This is a genomic window from Actinomadura graeca (assembly GCF_019175365.1).
GTDB classification, from domain to species: Bacteria; Actinomycetota; Actinomycetes; order Streptosporangiales; family Streptosporangiaceae; genus Spirillospora; species Spirillospora graeca.
Genome location: NZ_CP059572.1, coordinates 6,403,527 through 6,423,696 on the forward strand (window position 1 = coordinate 6,403,527; position 20,170 = coordinate 6,423,696).

A 20,170-nucleotide genomic window follows, 5' to 3' on the forward strand; every position below is an offset into this window, starting at 1 on the left:
AGACACTTGTTTCGTGGGGGAGAAACAAGGGTTGCTGGGGGCGGCGGACGTGCGGGCCCTCGCCGGGCGGCTGGGCATCAGGCCCACCAAGACGCTCGGGCAGAACTTCGTCATCGACGCGAACACCGTCCGGCGGATCGTCCGGACGGCGGACCTGCGCCCGGACGACGTCGTCATCGAGGTCGGGCCGGGACTCGGGTCGCTGACGCTGGCGCTGCTGCCGCAGGTGGGGCGCGTGGTGGCGGTGGAGATCGACCCGGCGCTCGCCGCGGAGCTGCCCGCGACGGCCGCGGCGCGGGAACCGGACCTCGCCGGACGGCTGGAGATCGTCCACGCCGATGCGATGAAGGTCACGGCGGTGCCGGGGCCGGAGCCGACCGCGCTGGTCGCGAACCTGCCCTACAACGTCGCCGTCCCGGTCGTCCTGCACCTGCTGGCGTCGCTGCCGTCGCTGCGCCGCGCCCTCGTCATGGTCCAGGCCGAGGTCGCCGACCGGATGGTCGCGGCCCCCGGCTCGAAGATCTACGGGGTGCCGTCGGTGAAGATCGCCTGGTACGGGGAGGCCCGGCGGGCGGGGGCGGTGGGCCGCGCGGTGTTCTGGCCCGCCCCGAACGTCGACTCCGGGCTGGTGGCGTTCACCCGGCGCGAGCCGCCGCCCACGACGGCGAGCCGGGAGCGGGTGTTCGCGGTGATCGACGCCGCCTTCGCGCAGCGCCGCAAGACGCTGCGGGCGGCGCTGGCGGGGTGGGCCGGGTCGGCGGCGGAGGCCGAGCGGGCGCTGCGCGCCGCCGACGTTGATCCACGAGCTCGGGGCGAAGCGCTGGACGTGGCCGCCTTCGCCCGTATTGCCGAGTATGGTCCTTTGGGCGGAGCCCAAAATCCCCCTGCGGCCGGACCCGGGGGCACGACAGATCCGGAAGAGGCGGAGGGCGATGGTGAAGGCGCGTTCGCGGACGGCGCGGGCGGGGGTGCCCGCGGGGGCGCCGATCGTGATGGCGGCTCTGGCGGTCCTGGCGGCGGCGGGCTGTAGCAGCGGGGCGGGCGCGGCACCGAAGATCACGACGACCGCGCGGGCCGGGGTCGCCCCGACACCGCCGGAGAAGGGCGCCTATTTCGGCGCCTGGGTGCCCCCCGGCATCGGCGGCGGGCCCAAGGCCCCCTCACCGGGACGGACGTCGGCCACGCCATCCGGCGGGTCCTCGGCCAAGCCCGCTGTCAAGGACGCCGACAGGCCCGGTATGGCGCCGGTCGTCGGGTTCGAGCGGGAGCTGGGACGGCAGCTCGACATCGTCCAGAACTACGCCGGCTGGAAGGCGCCCTTCCCCGGCGACCTGGACTCCTCCGTCCTCGACGGCAACCGCTACCTGCTGCTGACCTGGGGCGGCGCCGATACCAGGGAGATCGTCCAGGGCACCCACGACGAGCTGATCCGGGACCGTGCCCGCGCGATCAAGGCCACCGGCAAGCCGGTCTTCCTGCGCTGGTCGCGTGACATGGACAAGAAGAGCGCGCAGGCGAAGGTGCACTCCGCCACGGACTTCATCGCCGCCTGGAAGCACCTGCGCGCGATCTTCAAGCAGGAGAAGGTGGACAACGTCGCCTGGGTGTGGTGCCCGTCCGCCCGCGGTTTCGGCTCCGGCAACGCCGGGTCCTTCTACCCCGGCGACGGCGAGGTCGACTGGATCTGCGCCGACGCCCAGCCGGGCGGCGACTACGACTACCGCGACCTGTCCGAGGCCGTGAAGCTGTTCATGGAGTGGGCCCGGGGACGCGCCAAGCCGATCATGATCGCGGAGTTCGGGGTCCCGCGGTCCTACGGGGAGCGCCGCGCCGAGTGGCTCCGCGCGGCCGCCAAGACCCTCCAGGACCCGCAGATCAAGGCCGTCGTCTACTTCGACTCCGACGAGCAGGCCGAGGACGCCCGCGACAAGCGCCGCGCCTTCTCCGTGACCGGTGACAAGCGCGCGGTGTCCGCGCTCCGCGAGCTCGCCACCACCCCCTACTTCAACCCCCGCAACCTCCCGGTGACCAGCGACTGATCGCGTGCGGACGTGGCGGTCCGCCGCGTCCCGTACGCTTCGGTGGCGTGACCGCAGTGAGCGTACGCGTCCCCGCGAAGGTCAACCTCCAGCTCGGCGTGGGGCCGATCCGCGACGACGGCTACCACGACCTCGTCAGCGTGTTCCACGCCGTGTCCCTCTTCGACGAGGTGACGGCGGCGCCCGCCGGGCGGCTGGAGGTGACCGTCGAGAGCGCCCCCTACTCGCGGGTCGCGGTCGACGGCGTCCCCACCGGCGCGGACAACCTCGCGGCGCGGGCGGCGCTCCTCGTCGCCGCGCGGCTCGGCGTCGAGCCCGCCGTGGCGCTGCGCATCCGCAAGGCCATCCCCGTCGCGGGCGGCATGGCGGGCGGCAGCGCCGACGCCGCCGCGGCGCTCGTCGCCTGCGCGCGCCTCTGGGACGACCGCGACGACCCCGCCCTGACCAGGGACGACCTGCTGGATCTGGCGTCCGACCTCGGCAGCGACGTGCCGTTCGCGCTGCTCGGCGGCACCGCGATCGGCGTCGGCCGGGGCGAGCGGCTCACCCCCGCGCTCGCCCGCGGCGTCTTCCACTGGGTGTTCGCGACCGCCGACGGCGGCCTGTCCACGCCCGCCGTCTACGCCGAATGCGACCGGATCCGCGCCGCCGACAGCCGCCCGGGCACCCGGCCGCAGGTCTCGGAGGACCTGATGGCGGCCCTCGCCACCGGCGACGCCAAGAACCTCGGTGCCGCCCTGGTGAACGATCTCCAGCCCGCCGCGCTCAAGCTCCGCCCGTCCCTGCGCCGGACGCTCGCCGCCGGGCGGGACCTCGGCGCGATCGGCGCGCTCGTCTCCGGATCCGGTCCGACCTGCGCGTTCCTCGCCTCGAACGACGAGCACGCCGCGGAGCTGGCCGCCGACCTGGACGGCGCGGGCGTCGCGGAGACGATCGTCCGGGCCTCCGGTCCTGTCCCAGGGGCCACAGTAGTGTGACTGCGGGCCACTAGCTGCTGTGGTCACACAAGCGAACCACCGCCGTCGGCGGGACGTCTGAACGGTGACGCCGATTCCGCGGACGAGGTGGAGCGATGACGTATCTGTCCGGGCTGCTGGGTCTCCTGGCCATCGCCATGCTGGTAGCGCTGGCCGCCCTGACGGTCCGCCACGACCGCGCCATCCGCAGGGACGCGCCCGGTTCGTCCGCCGAAGGGCACCCGCAGGGGACTAGCCTGATGTCGAGGCACGAGAGCTGACCCCCGATCCGCGACACCCCCTGCGAGGCCGTGCATGGCGACCAGTTTCGGACTGATGGAGTTCCTGCTCCTGATGGTCGTCATGCTCCTGGGCGTGGGCGCCGTCGTGATCGTCATCGTCGTCGCGACGTCCCGGCGCAGGCGCCAGGGCCCCGGCGTACCTCCCGGATACGGCGCGTACCCGCCGCCCGGCCACGCCCCGCCGCCCCCGGGCCCCGGCCCGTACCAGGGCCCGCCCGGTCCGCCCGGCCCGCCCGGCCCCTGAGCGGACGACCCGTCGGGGCTCTGAGCGCCCGGCCGCACCGCACGAGCGGCCGCCGGGGGGCAATAGGCTTGAAGCGCCGTGAATCTGATCAATCTTGAGAACGTCGCCAAGGCGTACGGGCCGAAGCCGCTGCTCGACGCCGTGTCCCTCGGGCTGGACGACGGAGACCGCGTGGGCGTCGTCGGCCGCAACGGCGGCGGGAAGAGCACGCTCGTGTCCGTCCTGGCACGCGAGACCGAGCCCGACGGCGGGCGCGTCACCCATGCCCGCGGGCTGCGCCTCGGGTTCCTGACCCAGCGGGACGAGTTCGCCGAGGACGCCACCGTCCGCTCCATCGTGCTGGGCGACCGCGCCGAGCACGAATGGGCGGGCGACGTCCGCGCCCGCGAGATCCTCGGCGGGCTGCTCACCGGCCTCGCCCTCGACGCGCCGCTCGCCGGGATGTCCGGCGGTGAGTGCCGCCGCATCGCGCTGGCCAGGCTGCTCGTCCCCGAGTCCGACCTGCTGATCCTGGACGAGCCCACCAACCACCTCGACATCGAGGCGATCGACTGGCTGGCCCGGCACCTGAAGGCCCGCAAGTCCGCGCTGCTCGTCGTCACCCACGACCGCTGGTTCCTCGACGAGGTCACCGACCGGACGTGGGAGGTCGTCGACGGCAACGTCGAACGCTACGAGGGCGGCTACTCCGCCTACGTCCTCGCCAAGGCCGAGCGGTCCCGGATCGCCGCCGCGACCGAGGCCAAGCGGCAGAACCTGCTGCGCAAGGAACTGGCGTGGCTGCGCCGCGGCCCGCAGGCCCGCACGTCCAAGCCGAAGTTCCGGGTGGACGCCGCGCAGGCCCTCATCGCGGACGAGCCGCCCCTGCGCGACTCGGTCGAGCTGACCCGGTTCGCGACGGCGCGGCTCGGCAAGACCGTCTACGACATCGAGGACGTCACCGTCCGGCTGGGAGACCGTTCCCTCTTCGAGAGGATGACCTGGCGGCTCGGACCCGGCGACCGGGTCGGCCTCGTCGGCGTCAACGGCAGCGGCAAGAGCACCCTCCTGCGCCTCCTCGACGGCTCGGTCACCCCAGACGCCGGCAAGGTGACGCGGGGCAAGACCGTCCAGCTCGCGCATCTGACGCAGAACCTCGAAGAGCTGGACCCGTCCCGCCGCGTCCTGGAGTCGGTGGAGGAGATCCGCCGCCGCATCACGGTCGGCAAACGCGAATGGACCGCGAGCCAGCTCCTCGAAAGGCTCGGCTTCCCCGGAGACCGGCAGTGGACGCCCATCGGCGACCTGTCGGGCGGCGAGCGGCGGCGGCTCCAGGTGCTGCGGCTGCTGATGGCCGAGCCGAACGTCCTGCTCCTCGACGAGCCCACCAACGACCTCGACATCGAGACGCTCACCGAGGTCGAGGACCTTCTCGACGGCTGGCCCGGCACGCTCGTCGTCGTCAGCCACGACCGGTACTTCCTGGAGCGGATCACCGACCACGTGGTGGCGCTGGTCGGCGACGGCCGCGTGTCCCTCCTGCCCGGCGGCGTCGACGAGTACCTGGAGCGCCGCGCCGCCGGGACGGCCCCGTCCCGTCCCGCCGAGACCGCGCCGCCCGCCGAACCGGCGCCCAAGCCCAAGGGCGGCCAGGACTGGAAGGCGCGCAAGGAACTCGACCGCCTCGAACGCCGCCTGGAGAAGCTCGCCGGGCAGGAGGCCGCGCTGCACGAGAGCCTCGCCGCGCACGCCACCGACTACGCCAAACTCCAGGAACTGGACGGCCGTCTCAAGGAGATCCAGGCCGAGGCCGCCCAGGTCGAAGAGGAATGGCTGATGCTGGCAGAAGACGTGGGCTGAACTCATTGCAATCCCGGCCCGAGTGGGCTCGCCTGGCGGCTCGCCCACTCGACCGTGCTTGGGCGAGCGCGACATCGCTTCGCGATCAGCCCGCGGGAGGCTCGCCTCCGGCTTCGCCTCCCGCGGGCTGGTAGCGCGCTCGCGTGCGTGGCCGGACGGGTCGAAAAGGGCTCCTATGCCGGGGTGGAGTCGAACGGGACCAGCAGCGTCCGCAGCAGGCTCGCGAGGGTCTGCCGCTCGGCGGGGGTGAGGCCCTCCAAGATCGCCTGCTCCCGGTCGAGCAGGTCGGCGAACGCCGCGTCCACCCGCTTCATGCCCGCCCCGGTCAGCCGGACGAGCACGCCGCGCTTGTCCTGCGGGTCGGGATGCCGTTCGACGAGGCCCGCCGCGGCCAGCCGGTCGATGCGGTTGGTCATGGTGCCGGACGTCACCAGCGTCGCGTGGAGCAGCCGTCCCGGGCTGAGCTGGTAGGGGTCGCCCGCCCGGCGCAGCGCGGTGAGGACGTCGAACTCCCAGGACTCCAGGTCGTGCGCGGCGAACACCGCCCGCCGGGCACGGTCCAGGTGCCGCGCGAGGCGTGAGACCCGGCTGAGGACGTGCAGTGGCAGCACGTCGAGGTCGGGACGCTCGGCGTTCCAGGCCCCGACCAGCCGGTCGACCTCATCCTCCATGGCGACACCCTACCTGTCTTGATATCGAGACGACCGCCGCGGACGTCCGCCAGGGTGGCCCTCGCGGGGCGGGTCTCCGCCCGGCCTCCCTCGCGGCCCGGCCGGGCCGCAGAATCGCGGCATGCCATCCCTGCCTCTCACCATGACATCCCATTTTGGTGCCTTTCGGCCGTCCGTGCCGGAGGTGGCGTGATGCGGTACCGGCTGCTCGGCCCGACCGGCCTGCGGGTCTCGGAGATGTTCCTCGGCGCGATGACCTTCAAGGGCCCGGACGAGGCACGCGAACTGGTCGACGTCTACGCCGACGCCGGCGGCAACGTGATCGACACCGCGTCCGCCTACGGTGACAGCGAGGCGATGCTCGGCCGTGTCCTCAAGGACCGGCGCGACGGTTTCGTCCTGTCCACCAAGTACACGCTGACCCGCGACGCCAAGGACCCGAACTCGGGCGGAAGCCACCGCAAGAACCTCACCCTCTCGCTGGAGGCGAGCCTGCGGCGGCTGCGCACCGACTACGTCGACCTGTTCTGGGTGCACACCTGGGACGAGAACACGCCGGTCGAGGAGACCATGCGGGCACTGGACGACGCCGTCCGCGCCGGGAAGGTCCTGTATGTGGGTGCGTCCAACCTCCCGGCGTGGCTGGTGTCCCGCGCGAACACCCTCGCCGAGTGGCGCGACTGGACGCCGTTCGCCGGTATCCAGGTCCGCTACAGCCTGCTCAAACGCGACGTCGAGCGGGAACTCCTGCCCCTGGCCGAGGCGTACGGGCTGAGCGTCGCCGCGTACGGGGTGCTGTCCGCCGGAATCCTGTCGGGCAAATACGAGGACGGACGAGCCCCGAGCGGCACCCGCGTCGACCCCGCCTCCCTCACGCCCCGCGACCGGAAGGCCGCGCGTGCCGTCCGCGAGGTCGCCGCCGACCTGGGCGTGACCGCCTCGCAGGTGGCGATCGCCTGGACCCAGGCCCGGTCCCGCGCGATCCACCCGATCATCGGCGCACGGGACGCCGGGCAACTCCGGGACGACCTCGGCGCCTCCTCCGTCACCTTCTCCGAGGACACGGTCGCCCGCCTCGACGCGGCAGTGGAGTTCGACGTCGGATACCCGTCCGACGACAACGCCGGGGCCCGCCCCTGGCTCTACGGCGACGTGCCCCTGGAAGGCCGCTCCGGCACTACCGCTTGAGGAGGTCTACCAGTTCGGCGAAGGCCCCCGCCGAGGACCGGAAGGGCCCTTGCTGTCGACTACTGACGGGCATGGGATTCTTGACATCAAGATACAGGCCGGGCATCCTGTGTCTTGATGTCGAGAGATGCCGAGTGGGATCCCGCGCAGTACGGGATCTTCGGGGACGAGCGCGCCAGGCCCTTCGCCGAGCTGGTCGGGCGGATCTGCGGCGAGGAACCCCGGTACGCCGTGGACCTCGGGTGCGGGCCGGGGGAATTGACCGCGACGCTCGCCGTCCGCTGGCCGGGGGCCTTCATCGACGCCTTCGACAGCTCGCCCGACATGATCGCCGCCGCGCGGGGGCACGCGATCCCCGGACGGCTCGACTTCCATGTCGCCGATGTCGCGACATGGAGGGCGGACAGGGCCGTGGACGTCATCGTGTCCAACTCCGTCCTGCACTGGGTCCCCGGGCACGGTGACCTGCTGCCGCGCTGGGTCGACGCGCTCGCCCCCGGTGGCCGCCTGGCCTTCCAGGTGCCCGGCAACTTCGACGAGCCCAGCCACGCGCTGCTGCGGATGCTGTGCCGGTCGGACCGATGGGTCGACCGGATCGGGAGCGTCCTGCAGACCGATCCCATCATGAGCCCGGCGGGCTATCTGGACCTGCTGACGCGGCACGGCTGCACGGTGGACGCCTGGGAAACGACCTACACGCAGGTCCTGCAGGGCGATGACCCCGTCCTCGAATGGGTCAAGGGCACCACTCTGAGACCCATCCTGACCGTCCTCGACCAGGGGGAACAGGGGGAGTTCCTGGCCTCGTACCGGGATCTGCTCCGCGAGGCGTACCCGGCGGCCCCCTACGGGACCGTTTTCCCCTTCCGGCGGGTGTTCGTCATCGCGCGCCGGAACGCCCCTTAGACGTGGTGACGTCCGCCTTCTGGGGGAAGCGACTCGTTCCCCTGCGGTGTGCCAGCCCGGGAGGCGGGCGTCATCCGAAGACCCGGCGCCGTGACCCGGCGGCGGCGACCCCGGCCGGTGGCCGTCCGGACGAACTCCGGACGGCCACCGGTGTCACCCGGGGGTTCAGCCTTCCTGGGGCTCGGCGTCGGATTCGCGCCGGACCTTGCGCTGTGCCCTCTCGGCTTTGGCGGCGGCCTTCTCCTCGGCCTTCTCCGCCTTGGCCGCCGCCTTTTCGGCGCGCTTCTCCAGCCGCTCCATTTCCTTGCGGCGGCGGCGGGGATCCAGAGAGGGGCGCGGCTCAAGTCCGGACAGGCCGTTCCACGCGAGGTTGACGATGTGGGCGGCGACCTCTTCGCGGCGGGGTTTGCGGACGTCCAGCCACCATTGCCCGGTCAGCGCGACCATGCCCACGAGGCTCTGCGCGTAAAGCGGCGCGAACTTGTCGTCGTAGTCGTGCCGGTCGAACTCCTGGGCGAGGATGTATTCGACCTCACCGGCGATCTCGCTGAGGAGGCTGGCGTAGCTGCCGGTGCCGGTGCCGCCGTGCGAGTCGCGGACGAGGATGCGGAAGCCGTCCGGGCTCTCCTCGATGTACTCCAGCAGCGCGAGGGCGGCCTTCTCCAGCTTGCTCCGGTAATGGACCGCCGAGATCAGCGATTCGGTGACGAGGCTGAGGAGCTTCTCGAACTCCCGGTCGACGACGACCGCGTACAGCCCCTCCTTGCCACCGAAATGCTCGTACACCACGGGCTTGGAAACGCCGGCGGCGGAGGCGATCTCCTCCACCGAAGTGCCGTCCAGGCCGCGCTCGGCGAACAGCGTCCGCCCGATGTCCAGGAGCTGCTCGCGTCGTTCCTTGCCGGTCATCCGCTTTCTGCGGGGCCTGGGAGCGGGTTCTGTCACGGGCTCAATTGTGGCGGTCAATCTGCCTGCTTGGTGCGCTTGGCCGAGAGCCTGTCGCGGTTCGGCCACCGGACGTCGTACGCCCAGCCCGCCTTCTCGAAGGCCCAGATGATCCGGGCGCTGATGTCGATCTGCCCCTTGAGGACGCCGTGGCGCGCGCAGGTCGGGTCGGAGTGGTGCAGGTTGTGCCAGGACTCGCCGAGGGACGGGATGGCCAGCCACCACACGTTCCGGGACTTGTCGCGGACCTCGAACTCCTCCCTGCCGAAGGTGTGGCAGATGGAGTTGATCGACCACGTCACATGGTGGACGAGCGTGATCCGGACGAAGCCCGCCCAGAAGAGGGCCGTGAGGAAGCCCGCCCACGACATGGTGAGCAGGCCGCCGAGCGCGGCGGGCAGCAGGAACGACACGGCGACCAGGCCGGGGAACGCCTTGTGGATGCGGACCATGTCCCGGTCGTCCAGCAGGTCCTTGGCGAAGCGCGGCTTGGACGTGCGGTTGGCGTCGAAGAGCCAGCCGTAGTGGGCCCAGACGAGGCCCTTGCTGAGCGCCTTCCAGTCGTCGCCGAAGCGCCACGGCGAGTGCGGGTCGAACTCCTTGTCGGAGTGCTTGTGGTGGCGCCGGTGGTCGGCGACCCACGTGATGACGGGACCCTCGATGGCGAGGCTGCCCGCGAGCGCCATGAAGATCTTCAATGGGCGCTTGGCCTTGAAGGACCCGTGGGTGAAGTAGCGGTGGTAGCCGATCGTGATGCCCGCCGCGGACAGCACGTAGAAGACGGCCATGATCGCGACGTCGGTCCAGCCGAGGAACCTGCCCCAGGCCAGCGGGACGGCCGCGAACAGCGCCAGGAAGGGCACGCCGGTGAAGACCGCCACGAGCGCCCGCTCGGCGTTTCCCTGCTGATCCGGGTCGATCTCGGGTCGTGGCCGTGGCCGGGGAGGGTCGATGGCGGGGGCCGTGGTCATGTACTCACCGCTTTCCTTGCTTCTCTGGGCAGCCTTACCTACGCCACCGTAACCTACGCCTCCGTAGGTTGGACAGTGGTGAACGGTAAAATCAGTGTGAATCTGCCCCACGGGCCACAAAGCTCTCGTTCGTGCCGCCGGTCCCGCAGGTACCGCAGGGGAGAGGGCCGGACACCCTCGTCCAGGCAGAACGCTCGGACCGCGCCGAAGGTTCACCGACCGGGCGGCCGACCGTGACGTGTGCGGAAATCGGACTCCCTCCTCGTCGGCCGTCACGTCTTCGCGGAGGCCGGTGCCGTCCGCGCCCTGTGGCCGCCGGGGCGGCACGCAAAGGAGGTGCCTCAGACCGGCGGTTCTAAACCGTTTCGGACAAACAGGTCAGGCGGCGCCCGTCCCGCCCCCGGCTTCCCGGGTGGACGTCCGCCGGGAGCAATAGGGTGGGGCGGGCCCCGGCGGCTCGGTATCGTGGACGCCCGGACCGTTCGAAGTACGCCCGAACTGTCGTCTTTGATCCGGCGTGGTGTAATTGGCAGCACAAGGGTTTTTGGTGCCCTTAGACAAGGTTCGAGTCCTTGCGCCGGAGCTGTCCCCCGATGCCCGCCGCCCGGTCGCCGGGTGGGCGGCGGCCGAGCCGGCGGCGGCGGGCGGTATCCTTCCCGTGTCGGGCGCGCTGTGGCCTGCCATGGGGCTGTTACAGCAGGTAGACAGCCCGACCAAGGAACCCGTCCGCGACGCCGAGGAGCCTCCTAGTGAGCGCCGCCAGCCACCCGGCCGCCGTCATCGTCCTCGCCGCAGGCGAGGGAACCCGGATGAAGTCCCGCACCTCCAAGGTGCTCCACGAGCTCTGCGGGCGCAGCATGCTCGGCCACGTCCTGGCCGCGGCCCGTGAACTCGGGCCCGACCGCCTCGTCGTGGTCGTCGGGCACCGCCGGGAACAGGTCATCGAGCATCTCGCCGGGAACGCCCCCGACGCCGAGGCCGCCGTCCAGGAGCGGCAGGGCGGCACCGGGCACGCCGTCCGCATGGCGCTGGAGCAGACCGGCGCCCTCACCGGGACCGTCGTCGTCACCAACGGCGACCACCCGCTGCTGCGCGGGGAGACGCTCGCCGCCCTCGTCCGCGCCCACGAGGACGAGGGCAACGCCGCGACCGTCCTCACGACCGAGATCCCCGACCCGACCGGGTACGGGCGGATCGTCCGGGCGGCGGACGGCAGCGTCTCCGCGATCGTCGAGCACAAGGACGCCGACGAGGCGCAGCGCGCCATCAACGAGATCAACGTCGGCATGTACGCCTTCGACGGGGCCCTGCTGGAGGACGCGCTCAAGCGCGTGACCACCGACAACGCCAAGGGCGAGGAGTACATCACCGACGTCGTGGCGATCCTGCGCGGCGACGGGCACCGCGCCGGCGCCCACCTGGCCGCCGACTGGGTGGAGACCCAGGGCGTCAACGACAAGGTCCAGCTCGCGCAGGCGCGCCGGCAGCTCAACGACCGCATCCTCGAAGCGCACATGCGCGCCGGCGTCACGATCATCGATCCGGCCACCACCTGGATCGACGTGGGCGTGACCGCCGCCCCCGACGCCGAGGTCCACCCCGGCACCCAGCTCCACGGCGCCACGCACCTGGGCGAGGGCGCCCGGGTCGGCCCCGGCTGCACCCTCACCGACACCCGCGTCGGGGAGGGCGCCCACGTGGTCAACGCCGTCTGCGTCGGCGCCGTCATCGGCCCCGAGGCGACGGTCGGCCCCTACGCCTACCTGCGTCCCGGCACCGTGCTGGCGCGCAAGGCCAAGATCGGCACCTACGTCGAGACGAAGAACGCCGACATCGGCGAGGGCACGAAGGTCCCGCACCTCACCTACGTCGGCGACGCGGAGATCGGCGAGCACTCCAACATCGGCGCCAGCTCGGTGTTCGTGAACTACGACGGCGTCGAGAAGCATCGCAGCGTCATCGGATCGCACGTCAAGACCGGCAGCGACAACATGTTCGTCGCGCCCGTCACCGTCGGGGACGGCGCCTACACGGCCGCCGGCTCGGTGATCGTCCAGGACGTCCCCGCCGGCGCGATGGGCGTCGCGCGGGCCCGGCAGCGCAACATCGAGGGCTGGGTCGAGCGCAAGCGGCCCGGCACCCCGGCGGCCGAGGCCGCGCGCGCGGCGCGGGAGGCCGAGGGGTAGGCCCCTCGCGCGGACGGGACGCCCCGTCCGCGATCACAGGACTGCCCCGCCCACCGGCGGGGAGGTGGAGGGACAGCGGCGTTCCCCACAGCCACAAGACAACACGGACTGAAGACGACCGTGCGGCACAGAGACCCTTGTGATGCGCGGAAGTGGGGACAACACCCCACGTGAAGGAAGAGTTCCATTGAGGGGGAGTTGTCAGAGGTGAGTGGGATCAAAGCGAGCGGCCAGAAGAAGCTCATGCTCTTCACAGGCCGAGCCCACCCGGACCTGGCCAAGGAAGTAGCCGACAACCTCCACGTCGAGCTCACGCCGACGTCCGCGTACGACTTCGCCAACGGTGAGACGTTCGTCCGGTTCCTGGAGTCGGTCCGCGGCTCCGACGCCTTCGTGATCCAGAGCCACACGGCGCCCATCAACCAGTGGATCATGGAGCAGCTGATCATGGTGGACGCGCTGAAACGGGCGTCCGCCAAACGGATCACCGTCGTCGCGCCCTTCTTCGGCTACGCCCGCCAGGACAAGAAGCACCGCGGCCGCGAGCCGATCTCCGCCCGGCTGATGGCCGACCTGTTCAAGACCGCCGGCGCCGACCGCCTGATCGCCGTCGACCTGCACACCGCGCAGATCCAGGGCTTCTTCGACGGCCCCGTCGACCACCTGTTCGCCCTCGACCTGCTCGCCCAGCACTTCGAGAGCCGCCTCGACACCTCCCGGGTCACCGTCGTCGCCCCCGACGCCGGCCGCGTCCGCGTCACCGAACGCTGGTCCGACCGCCTCGGCGGCGTCCCGATGGCGATCATCCACAAGAAGCGCGACCCCGACGTCGCCAACGAGGTCAAGGTCTTCGACGTCGTCGGCGAGGTCAAGGGCCGCACCTGCGTCGTCGTCGACGACATGATCGACACCGGCGGCACCATCGTGAAGGCCGCCGACGCCCTCTTCGACCAGGGCGCCGCCAAGGTCGTGGTCGCCGCCACCCACGGCGTCCTCTCCGGCCCCGCCGTCGACCGCCTGAAGAACTCCCGGGTCTCCGAGGTCGTCCTGACCAACACCCTCCCCATCCCCGAGGACAAGCAGTTCGACAAGCTCACCGTCCTCTCCATCGCCCCCCTCGTCGCCCGCGCCATCAACGAGGTCTTCAGCGACGGCTCCGTGACCAGCCTCTTCGGAGGACACAGCTAGTACCGGGCAGCCGGTCTTCGCCGGTGTCGAGGGGATGCTCCGGCGCCGCCCGCCCTACCGTGCTGGCTTTGCGCGTCGCGGCCATCGGCTAGACTTGTTCAATCCGCGTAAGCCCCGGGTCGTCCAGTGCGGTGCCTGATCTGGAGCCGTACTCCCTGGGGAACGCAAAGAATCTTCGAGGCGCCTGACGCATCGAGCATCGCCTGATTCGCTCTGTCCGCAGCGGACGTCCATGCCGGACGGCCGTGGATCGCAACAACGAGGAGTTTTCGCCGTGTCCGAGGTACGCATTGCCGCCGAGCCGCGCACCGAGTTCGGTAAGGGTGCCGCGCGGCGCACCCGCCGGGCCGGCAAGGTGCCCGCCGTCCTCTACGGTCACGGCACCGACCCCCAGCACATCTCCCTGCCGGGCCACGAGCTGATGCTCGCGCTCAAGACCCCCAACGTGCTGCTGACCATCGAGGGCCTCGGCGGCGGGTCGGAGCTGGCGCTGCCGAAGGACGTGCAGCGCGACCCGATCAAGGGGTTCCTGGAGCACGTCGACCTGCTGCTGGTCAAGCGCGGCGAGAAGGTCGTCGTCGACCTGCCCGTCAACGTGGTCGGCGACGTGGTGGCGGGCGGGCGGCTCGTCCAGACCGAGGTGCAGATCTCGATCGAGGCGGAGGCGACGCACATCCCGCAGTCGGTGGACCTGGACATCACCGGCCTGGAGATCGACTCGCAGGTGCTCGCGAAGGACCTGAAGCTGCCCTCAGCCACCACGCTGGCCGCCGACGAGGAGACATTGATCGTCCAGATCGTGGACGCGACGGTCTCCACCGAGCCGGCCGCCGAGGCGGAAGGCGAGGAGGGCGAGGGCGAGGCCGCCGAGGGCGAGGGCGAGTCCGCCGCCGAGTAGCCCCCAAGAGCAATGCCACGGCCCCCGCGGGAGCATCCGCGGGGGCCGTCGCCGGTAAGGAGCAGTGGTGAACGCGGACGTCTGGCTGGTCGTCGGACTGGGCAACCCAGGGCCGTCCTATGCGGGCAACAGGCACAACGCCGGGTTCATGGTGCTGGACCTCCTGGCGGAGCGCGCGGGGGGGCGGTTCAAGTCGCACAAGGCCCGCGCGGACGTCCTGGAGGGACGGCTCGGCGGCGCGCGCGCGGTGCTGGCGAAGCCGCGGACGTTCATGAACGAGTCCGGTGGTCCGGTGAAGGCGCTCCGGGACTTCTACAAGGTTCCCGTCGAGCGGATCGTCGTCGTCCACGACGAACTGGACATCCCCTTTGGGGTGTTGCGGTTGAAGCAGGGCGGCGGTGATAACGGTCACAACGGTCTGAGGTCCATCACCAAGTCGCTAGGGGAGAAGGACTACCTACGTGTCCGATTTGGGGTGGGTCGTCCCCCGGGGCGGATGGACGCCGCCGCGTTCGTCCTGAAAGACTTCTCCGCCGTGGAGCGTAGGGATCTGGCCCTTGAGGTGGATCGGGCCGCCGACGCGGTGGAGGCGCTGGTCGGCGGGGGACTGGCCGCGGCGCAGAACACCTTCCACGCGAGCTGACCGGATTGGGACACGACCGCTTTGACGCGGAAGCCCGACTTGGGTCTGGCGTGATGGCAATGCGCTCGTAAGATGCATCACTAATGAGGTTCAGGTTGTTTGTGAACCTGAAGCGCCCTTCAGCCGTCTTCGAGGTGGATCGAGCTTTCCGGGGCGCGCGTTACAAAGGTTGGTGAGGGCGTATGGCCGTCGTTGACAAGGTTCTATCCGAGTCACCGATCAGCCACGAGCAACGTCGCCACCAGTCGCAGAGCTGGAGTGGGTGGTACCGCCGGCTGGCCGGCGCCCTCGACTTCCTCAGCATGCTGGCGGCCGGGGTGATCGCGTTCGTGCTCCGCTTCCCGGGGGTGCCCAGCGATCCGACGGCGCCCTACGTGGCCCTGACCGTGGCGCTGCCCGTGCTGTGGGTGCCGATACTGATGCTGTGCCGGGCGTACCAGCCCCGGTACATCGGCGTGGGCTACGAGGAGTTCCACCGGGTTTTGCGCGCCGGGTTCGTCTTCACCGCCACGCTCGCGATCCTCGCCTACGCCACCAAGACCGAGGTCGCTCGCGGCTACGTGGTCATGGCCATGCCCCTCGGAACGTTCCTCGCCGTCGTCGCGCGGTATCGGTTGCGCAAGTGGCTCCACCGCAAGCGATGGAACGGCGAGTGCATGCGGCGGGTGGTGGCCGTCGGGCACCGCACGTCCGTGGCCGACCTGATCCGGCTGCTCCAGCAGAAGCGCTACCACGGGATGGACATCGCGGCGGTGTGCCTGCCGCCCGCGCTGGCGTCCGGGGAGGACGCCGTCAGCGAGGTGGAGGGCGTGCCGGTGCTGGGCGACTTCGGCCAGGCAGCCGCCGTCGCCGACCGGATCGGCGCGGACTCCGTCGCCGTCCTGGCGTGTCCGGAGATGGACGGCGTGGCGCTGCGCCGCCTGGCGTGGCAGATCGAGCGCGACGACGTCGAGCTGGTGGTGGCGCCCGCGCTGATGGACGTGACCGGCCCGCGGATCTCGATCCGCCCGGTGTCGGGGCTGCCGCTGCTGCACGTCGAGCATCCGGAGCTGGACGGCGGCCGCAAGGTGCTGAAGGGCCTGTTCGACAGGACGGCGGCGCTCGCGGGACTGTTCCTGCTGAGCCCGCTCATGCTGGTCGTCGCGTTCCTGATCAAGGTGACCAGCGCGGGCCAGGTGATGTTCCGGCAGGTCCGGGTGGGGCGCGGAGGCCGCGAGTTCACCGTGCTGAAGTTCCGCACGATGGTGCAGGACGCGGAGGCCCGCAAGGGCGCCCTGATGGAGAACAACGAGAACGACGGCGTCCTGTTCAAGATCAAGCGGGACCCGCGGATCACCCGGGTGGGCCGGTGGCTGCGCCGCTACTCGCTCGACGAGCTGCCCCAGCTCATCAACGTGGTGCGCGGCGACATGTCGCTGGTCGGGCCGCGTCCGCCGCTGCCGGAGGAGGTCGCCCAGTACGGCGGCGACGTCTACCGCAGGCTCGTGGTGAAGCCCGGACTGACCGGCCTCTGGCAGGTCAGCGGGCGCTCCGACCTCACCTGGGAGGAGTCGGTCCGGCTCGACCTGCGCTACGTCGACAACTGGTCGCTGGCGCTCGATCTGCAGATCATGTGGAAGACCTGGTCCGCGGTGTTCCGCGGTTCGGGCGCCTATTGAGGCGCCCCATCCTGGCACCCTGGCACAAGCCGTCATCGGGTATCCATGAGACTGTAGTTCGGCCGGGCCCCAGGGGGCCGGGCCGATAGAGAACTTTTCGAGTCGGGAACGTGATCGAGGGATGACGGACAGTGCCGCCCATGGGGGGACCACCCCCAGCGGTGTGGCGGCGGACGACCATGCGCTGGCGGCGGAGCTCGCCGCGACGGCCGGGCGTCTGCTGCTGGGCGTACGGGACGAGGTGGGCTTCGCCGACGCGCGGGCCCTCAAGGACACGGGCGACCTGCGGGCGCACGAGTACCTCATGGCGGCGCTGGCCGAGCGCTGTCCCGGCGACGCCGTCCTCTCCGAAGAAGGCCGCTCCTCGGTCGCCGGCAAGCGCGCGCAGGGCGACGGCCGGGCCCCGACCGCCAACACCGCCGACGCCGAGCGGCTCACCGCCGGGCGCGTCTGGATCGTGGACCCGCTGGACGGCACCCGCGAGTTCTCCGAGGAGGGCCGCCGCGACTGGGCCGTCCACGTGGCGCTGTGGGAACGTGACGCCGGCGGCGGCCGGCTGGTGGCGGGGGCCGTGGCGCTTCCCGCGCAGGGCCTGACGCTGCGGACGGACGCGACGGGCGGGGCGCTGCTCGTCCGGGACGACCCGGGGGAGCCCGGGACGTCGGGGCCGCGCGCCGGGAGCCGGTGCGGGCCGCCCCGCGAGGTGCCCCTGCACGCGCCCGCGCCCGACGCCGGGAAGCTGCGCGTCGCCGTGAGCCGCACCCGGCCGCCCGAGTTCGTCCGGCGGCTGGCGGCCGACCTGCGCGGACCGGGCTCCGGAGGCGATCCCGGCGGGATCGACGTGGAGCTGGTGCCGATCGGATCCGCGGGGGCGAAGATCTCCGCGGTGCTGCTCGGCGAGGTCGACGCCTACGTGCACGCGGGCGGCCAGTACGAGTGGGACTCGGCCGCGCCCGCGGCGGTCGCGCTCGCGTCCGGCGCCCACGCCTCGCGCGTGGACGGATCGCCGCTCGCCTACAACCGGGAGGACCCCCGGTTGCCGGATATCCTGGTGTGCCATCCCTCGTCGGCGCCGACGCTGCTGACCGGCATCCGGGACCTGGACGGTGCCCTGCCGTAACCGCCCCTCCGTCGCCCCGGCGGGACGAAAGCCCGGCGAGGAGACGTTCGATCCGGTGGGAAGGCGCTCCGCCGACCCCCGTGCCACCGGTGCATCCGCCCGACCAGCGTGGAGAGAGCCGTATACCATGCAGCGTTGCGATTACCTTCTATCCCAGCTAGACGTCCTCGAAGCCGAGTCCATCCACATCTTCCGGGAGGTGGCGGCCGAGTTCGAGCGGCCCGTGCTGCTGTTCTCGGGCGGCAAGGACAGCATCGTGATGCTGCGCCTGGCCCAGAAGGCGTTCTGGCCGGCGCCGATCCCGTTCCCGGTGATGCACGTCGACACCGGCCACAACTTCCCCGAGGTGATCGACTTCCGTGACCGGCGGGTCGCGGAGACGGGGGTGCGGCTGGTGGTCGCGTCCGTCCAGGAGTCGATCGACACCGGGCGGGTCGTGGAGGAGAAGGGGCGCCGCGCGTCCCGCAACCGGTTGCAGACCGTCACCCTCCTGGACGCGATCGAGTCGAACGCGTTCGACGCGGCGTTCGGCGGCGCCCGCAGGGACGAGGAGAAGGCCCGCGCGAAGGAGCGGGTGGTGTCGTTCCGGGACGAGTTCGGGCAGTGGGACCCCAAGAACCAGCGGCCTGAGCTGTGGAACCTGTACAACACCCGGATCTCCCGCGGTGAGCACGTCCGGGTGTTCCCGCTGTCCAACTGGACGGAGCTGGACGTCTGGGACTACATCCGGCGTGAGGAGCTGGAGTTGCCGTCCATCTACTTCGCGCACACCCGCGCGGTGTTCGAACGCGACGGGATGCTGCTGGCCGACCTGCCGTACGCCAACCGGGGCGACGACGAGCCGGCGTTCGAGGCGACGGTCCGCTACCGGACGGTCGGCGACGCGTCCTGCACGGGGGCGGTGAAGTCGTCGGCCTCGACGCTGGAGCAGGTGATCGAGGAGATCGCGGTGACGCGGGTCACCGAGCGGGGCCAGACCCGCGCCGACGACCGGGCGAGCGAGGCCGCCATGGAGGACCGCAAGAAGGAGGGCTACTTCTGATGGCCACCGTGCAGGGCACCCCCAAGAGCATGGACATCCTGCGGTTCGCGACGGCGGGCAGCGTCGACGACGGCAAGTCGACGCTGATCGGGCGGCTCCTGTTCGACTCGAAGTCGATCTTCGAGGACCAGCTGGAGTCGGTGGAGCGCACCAGCGCCGACCGCGGCGAGGAGTACACCAACCTGGCGCTGCTCACCGACGGCCTCCGGGCCGAGCGGGAGCAGGGCATCACGATCGACGTCGCCTACCGGTACTTCGCGACGCCGCGCCGCAAGTTCATCATCGCCGACACCCCCGGGCACATCCAGTACACCCGCAACATGGTGACCGGCGCGTCCACCGCCGACCTGGCGATCATCCTGGTGGACGCGCGCAAGGGCATCCTGGAGCAGTCCCGCCGGCACGCCTTCCTCACCACGCTGCTCCAGGTCCCGCACCTGGTGGTGGCGGTCAACAAGATGGACCTCGTCGACTACGACCAGGACGTCTACGAGCAGATCGTGGACGAGTTCACCGCGTTCGCCTCCAAGCTGGAGGTGACCGACCTGACGTTCGTGCCGATCTCGGCGCTGCACGGCGACAACGTGGTCGAGCGCAGCGTGAACATGCCGTGGTACGAGGGGTCGTCGTTGCTGCACCACCTGGAGCACGTCCACATCGCCTCGGACCGCAACCTGATCGACGTCCGGTTCCCGGTGCAGTACGTGATCCGCCCGCACGCCTCCACCGACCCCGACCTGCACGACTTCCGCGGCTACGCGGGGCAGGTCGCGGGCGGCGTGCTGAAGCCCGGCGACGAGGTCGTGCACCTGCCGTCCGGGCTGACCACGACGATCACGCACATCGACGGCCCGCACGGGCCGGTCGCGGAGGCGTACGCGCCGATGTCGGTGACGCTGCGGCTCGCCGACGACATCGACATCTCCCGCGGCGACATGATCGCCCGGCCGCACAACCGGCCGGAGTCCGCGCAGGACCTGGACGCGATGGTGTGCTGGATGACCCCCGACCGGCCGCTGTCGCCGCGGATGAAACTGGTGATCAAGCACACCACCCGCACGGCGAAGGCCATGGTCAAGGAGCTGCACTACCGGCTGGACGTCAACACCCTGCACCGCGACGAGCAGGCGGAGCGCCTGAGCCTGAACGAGATCGGCCGGGTCTCGCTGCGGGTGACGCAGCCGCTGTTCGTCGACGACTACGGCCGCAACCGGCTGACGGGGGGCTTCATCCTCATCGACGAGGCCACCCACAACACCGTCGCCGCCGGGATGATCACCAGCGCGCGGTAGCCGACGCGGAACCCGGCCCTGGCGTTGACCTGCGCGGCCAGGGCCGGACGCATCGGCGCCACCGGGCGCCGGTGCCGGTAAC

Annotated in this window: 19 protein-coding genes and 1 tRNA gene; 17 read left to right on the top strand and 3 right to left on the bottom strand. The window is 71.2% G+C overall.

Annotated elements, in window-relative coordinates; translation table 11 throughout:
- The first annotated feature begins 13 nt into the window (after positions 1-13).
- The 6 genes from rsmA to AGRA3207_RS28425 all read left to right on the top strand — a co-directional run bounded on the left by rsmA (position 14) and on the right by AGRA3207_RS28425 (position 5,380).
- Positions 14-1,030 (top strand): 16S rRNA (adenine(1518)-N(6)/adenine(1519)-N(6))-dimethyltransferase RsmA, encoded by a 1,017-nt coding sequence (gene rsmA, locus AGRA3207_RS28400; RefSeq protein ID WP_338028226.1) that lies wholly within the window; start codon positions 14-16, stop codon positions 1,028-1,030.
- Positions 933-2,039, top strand: a complete 1,107-nt coding sequence (locus tag AGRA3207_RS28405; RefSeq protein WP_231330087.1) for a glycoside hydrolase family 26 protein — start codon at positions 933-935, stop codon at positions 2,037-2,039. The genes rsmA and AGRA3207_RS28405 overlap by 98 nt, the downstream gene beginning before the upstream one ends.
- Positions 2,040-2,095: 56 nt before the next feature.
- A complete protein-coding gene (locus tag AGRA3207_RS28410) occupies positions 2,096-3,016 on the top strand; it encodes a 4-(cytidine 5'-diphospho)-2-C-methyl-D-erythritol kinase (protein ID WP_231336415.1) in 921 nt (306 codons plus the stop codon).
- A gap of 95 nt (positions 3,017-3,111) precedes the next feature.
- A complete protein-coding gene (locus AGRA3207_RS28415; RefSeq protein WP_231330088.1) occupies positions 3,112-3,276 on the top strand; it encodes a hypothetical protein in 165 nt (54 codons plus the stop codon).
- Between the two features lie 55 nt (positions 3,277-3,331).
- On the top strand, positions 3,332-3,541 hold the full coding sequence (locus AGRA3207_RS28420; protein WP_231330089.1) for a hypothetical protein: 210 nt from the start codon (positions 3,332-3,334) through the stop codon (positions 3,539-3,541).
- Between the two features lie 78 nt (positions 3,542-3,619).
- The gene (locus AGRA3207_RS28425) at positions 3,620-5,380 is read left to right on the top strand and encodes an ABC-F family ATP-binding cassette domain-containing protein (RefSeq protein ID WP_231330090.1); all 1,761 of its coding nucleotides are present in this window, start codon (positions 3,620-3,622) and stop codon (positions 5,378-5,380) included.
- Positions 5,381-5,553: 173 nt separating this feature from the next.
- Here the strand turns inward: AGRA3207_RS28425 and AGRA3207_RS28430 are convergent, their stop codons facing one another.
- Positions 5,554-6,051: a MarR family winged helix-turn-helix transcriptional regulator gene (locus AGRA3207_RS28430; RefSeq protein ID WP_231330091.1), complete on the bottom strand. Its 498-nt coding sequence runs from the start codon at positions 6,049-6,051 to the stop codon at positions 5,554-5,556.
- 192 nt (positions 6,052-6,243) lie between these two features.
- Between AGRA3207_RS28430 and AGRA3207_RS28435 the strand changes: the two genes are divergently transcribed.
- Both AGRA3207_RS28435 and AGRA3207_RS28440 read left to right on the top strand, forming a co-directional pair.
- Positions 6,244-7,239, top strand: coding sequence for an aldo/keto reductase (locus tag AGRA3207_RS28435; protein ID WP_231330092.1), 996 nt, complete (start codon positions 6,244-6,246; stop codon positions 7,237-7,239).
- 117 nt (positions 7,240-7,356) lie between these two features.
- A complete protein-coding gene (locus AGRA3207_RS28440) occupies positions 7,357-8,145 on the top strand; it encodes a trans-aconitate 2-methyltransferase (RefSeq protein ID WP_231330093.1) in 789 nt (262 codons plus the stop codon).
- Positions 8,146-8,310: 165 nt separating this feature from the next.
- Here AGRA3207_RS28440 and AGRA3207_RS28445 read toward each other — a convergent pair whose 3' ends face one another.
- Complete coding sequence (locus tag AGRA3207_RS28445; RefSeq protein ID WP_231330094.1) at positions 8,311-9,090, bottom strand: TetR/AcrR family transcriptional regulator; 780 nt, start codon at positions 9,088-9,090, stop codon at positions 8,311-8,313.
- 17 nt (positions 9,091-9,107) lie between these two features.
- Positions 9,108-10,061 (bottom strand): acyl-CoA desaturase, encoded by a 954-nt coding sequence (locus AGRA3207_RS28450; protein WP_231330095.1) that lies wholly within the window; start codon positions 10,059-10,061, stop codon positions 9,108-9,110.
- Between the two features lie 511 nt (positions 10,062-10,572).
- Between AGRA3207_RS28450 and AGRA3207_RS28455 the strand changes: the two genes are divergently transcribed.
- From AGRA3207_RS28455 to AGRA3207_RS28495, 9 genes are all read left to right on the top strand, one after another.
- Positions 10,573-10,644: transfer RNA gene (locus AGRA3207_RS28455), tRNA-Gln, on the top strand.
- A 166-nt stretch (positions 10,645-10,810) separates the two neighbouring features.
- On the top strand, positions 10,811-12,247 hold the full coding sequence (glmU, locus tag AGRA3207_RS28460; protein WP_273699952.1) for a bifunctional UDP-N-acetylglucosamine diphosphorylase/glucosamine-1-phosphate N-acetyltransferase GlmU: 1,437 nt from the start codon (positions 10,811-10,813) through the stop codon (positions 12,245-12,247).
- Between the two features lie 207 nt (positions 12,248-12,454).
- Positions 12,455-13,435 carry a ribose-phosphate diphosphokinase gene (locus tag AGRA3207_RS28465; RefSeq protein WP_273699953.1) on the top strand — a complete coding sequence of 327 codons (981 nt, stop codon included), beginning with the start codon at positions 12,455-12,457 and terminating at the stop codon, positions 13,433-13,435.
- Between the two features lie 274 nt (positions 13,436-13,709).
- Positions 13,710-14,333 (top strand): 50S ribosomal protein L25/general stress protein Ctc, encoded by a 624-nt coding sequence (locus AGRA3207_RS28470; RefSeq protein WP_231330096.1) that lies wholly within the window; start codon positions 13,710-13,712, stop codon positions 14,331-14,333.
- 67 nt (positions 14,334-14,400) lie between these two features.
- Positions 14,401-14,976, top strand: coding sequence for an aminoacyl-tRNA hydrolase (gene pth / locus AGRA3207_RS28475; protein WP_420830795.1), 576 nt, complete (start codon positions 14,401-14,403; stop codon positions 14,974-14,976).
- Between the two features lie 182 nt (positions 14,977-15,158).
- Positions 15,159-16,634 (top strand): sugar transferase, encoded by a 1,476-nt coding sequence (locus AGRA3207_RS28480; RefSeq protein ID WP_231330100.1) that lies wholly within the window; start codon positions 15,159-15,161, stop codon positions 16,632-16,634.
- A gap of 121 nt (positions 16,635-16,755) precedes the next feature.
- Positions 16,756-17,754 (top strand): 3'(2'),5'-bisphosphate nucleotidase CysQ, encoded by a 999-nt coding sequence (locus tag AGRA3207_RS28485; protein ID WP_231330102.1) that lies wholly within the window; start codon positions 16,756-16,758, stop codon positions 17,752-17,754.
- A 127-nt stretch (positions 17,755-17,881) separates the two neighbouring features.
- Positions 17,882-18,796, top strand: a complete 915-nt coding sequence (gene cysD, locus AGRA3207_RS28490) for a sulfate adenylyltransferase subunit CysD (protein WP_231330104.1) — start codon at positions 17,882-17,884, stop codon at positions 18,794-18,796.
- Positions 18,796-20,088 (top strand): sulfate adenylyltransferase subunit 1, encoded by a 1,293-nt coding sequence (locus tag AGRA3207_RS28495; protein WP_420830796.1) that lies wholly within the window; start codon positions 18,796-18,798, stop codon positions 20,086-20,088. Before cysD ends, AGRA3207_RS28495 begins: the two co-directional genes overlap by 1 nt.
- Positions 20,089-20,170: the final 82 nt, after the last annotated feature.

Coding starts and splice junctions, on each gene's coding strand:
- AGRA3207_RS28430 (WP_231330091.1), bottom strand. CDS start 6,051: ATGGAGGATGAGGTCGACCGGCTGGTCGGGGCCTGGAACGCCGAGCGT.
- AGRA3207_RS28485 (WP_231330102.1), top strand. CDS start 16,756: ATGACGGACAGTGCCGCCCATGGGGGGACCACCCCCAGCGGTGTGGCG.
- AGRA3207_RS28495 (WP_420830796.1), top strand. CDS start 18,796: ATGGCCACCGTGCAGGGCACCCCCAAGAGCATGGACATCCTGCGGTTC.
- AGRA3207_RS28420 (WP_231330089.1), top strand. CDS start 3,332: ATGGAGTTCCTGCTCCTGATGGTCGTCATGCTCCTGGGCGTGGGCGCC.
- AGRA3207_RS28450 (WP_231330095.1), bottom strand. CDS start 10,061: ATGACCACGGCCCCCGCCATCGACCCTCCCCGGCCACGGCCACGACCC.
- AGRA3207_RS28435 (WP_231330092.1), top strand. CDS start 6,244: ATGCGGTACCGGCTGCTCGGCCCGACCGGCCTGCGGGTCTCGGAGATG.
- AGRA3207_RS28415 (WP_231330088.1), top strand. CDS start 3,112: ATGACGTATCTGTCCGGGCTGCTGGGTCTCCTGGCCATCGCCATGCTG.
- AGRA3207_RS28480 (WP_231330100.1), top strand. CDS start 15,159: ATGGCCGTCGTTGACAAGGTTCTATCCGAGTCACCGATCAGCCACGAG.
- cysD (WP_231330104.1), top strand. CDS start 17,882: ATGCAGCGTTGCGATTACCTTCTATCCCAGCTAGACGTCCTCGAAGCC.
- AGRA3207_RS28405 (WP_231330087.1), top strand. CDS start 933: ATGGTGAAGGCGCGTTCGCGGACGGCGCGGGCGGGGGTGCCCGCGGGG.
- AGRA3207_RS28440 (WP_231330093.1), top strand. CDS start 7,357: ATGTCGAGAGATGCCGAGTGGGATCCCGCGCAGTACGGGATCTTCGGG.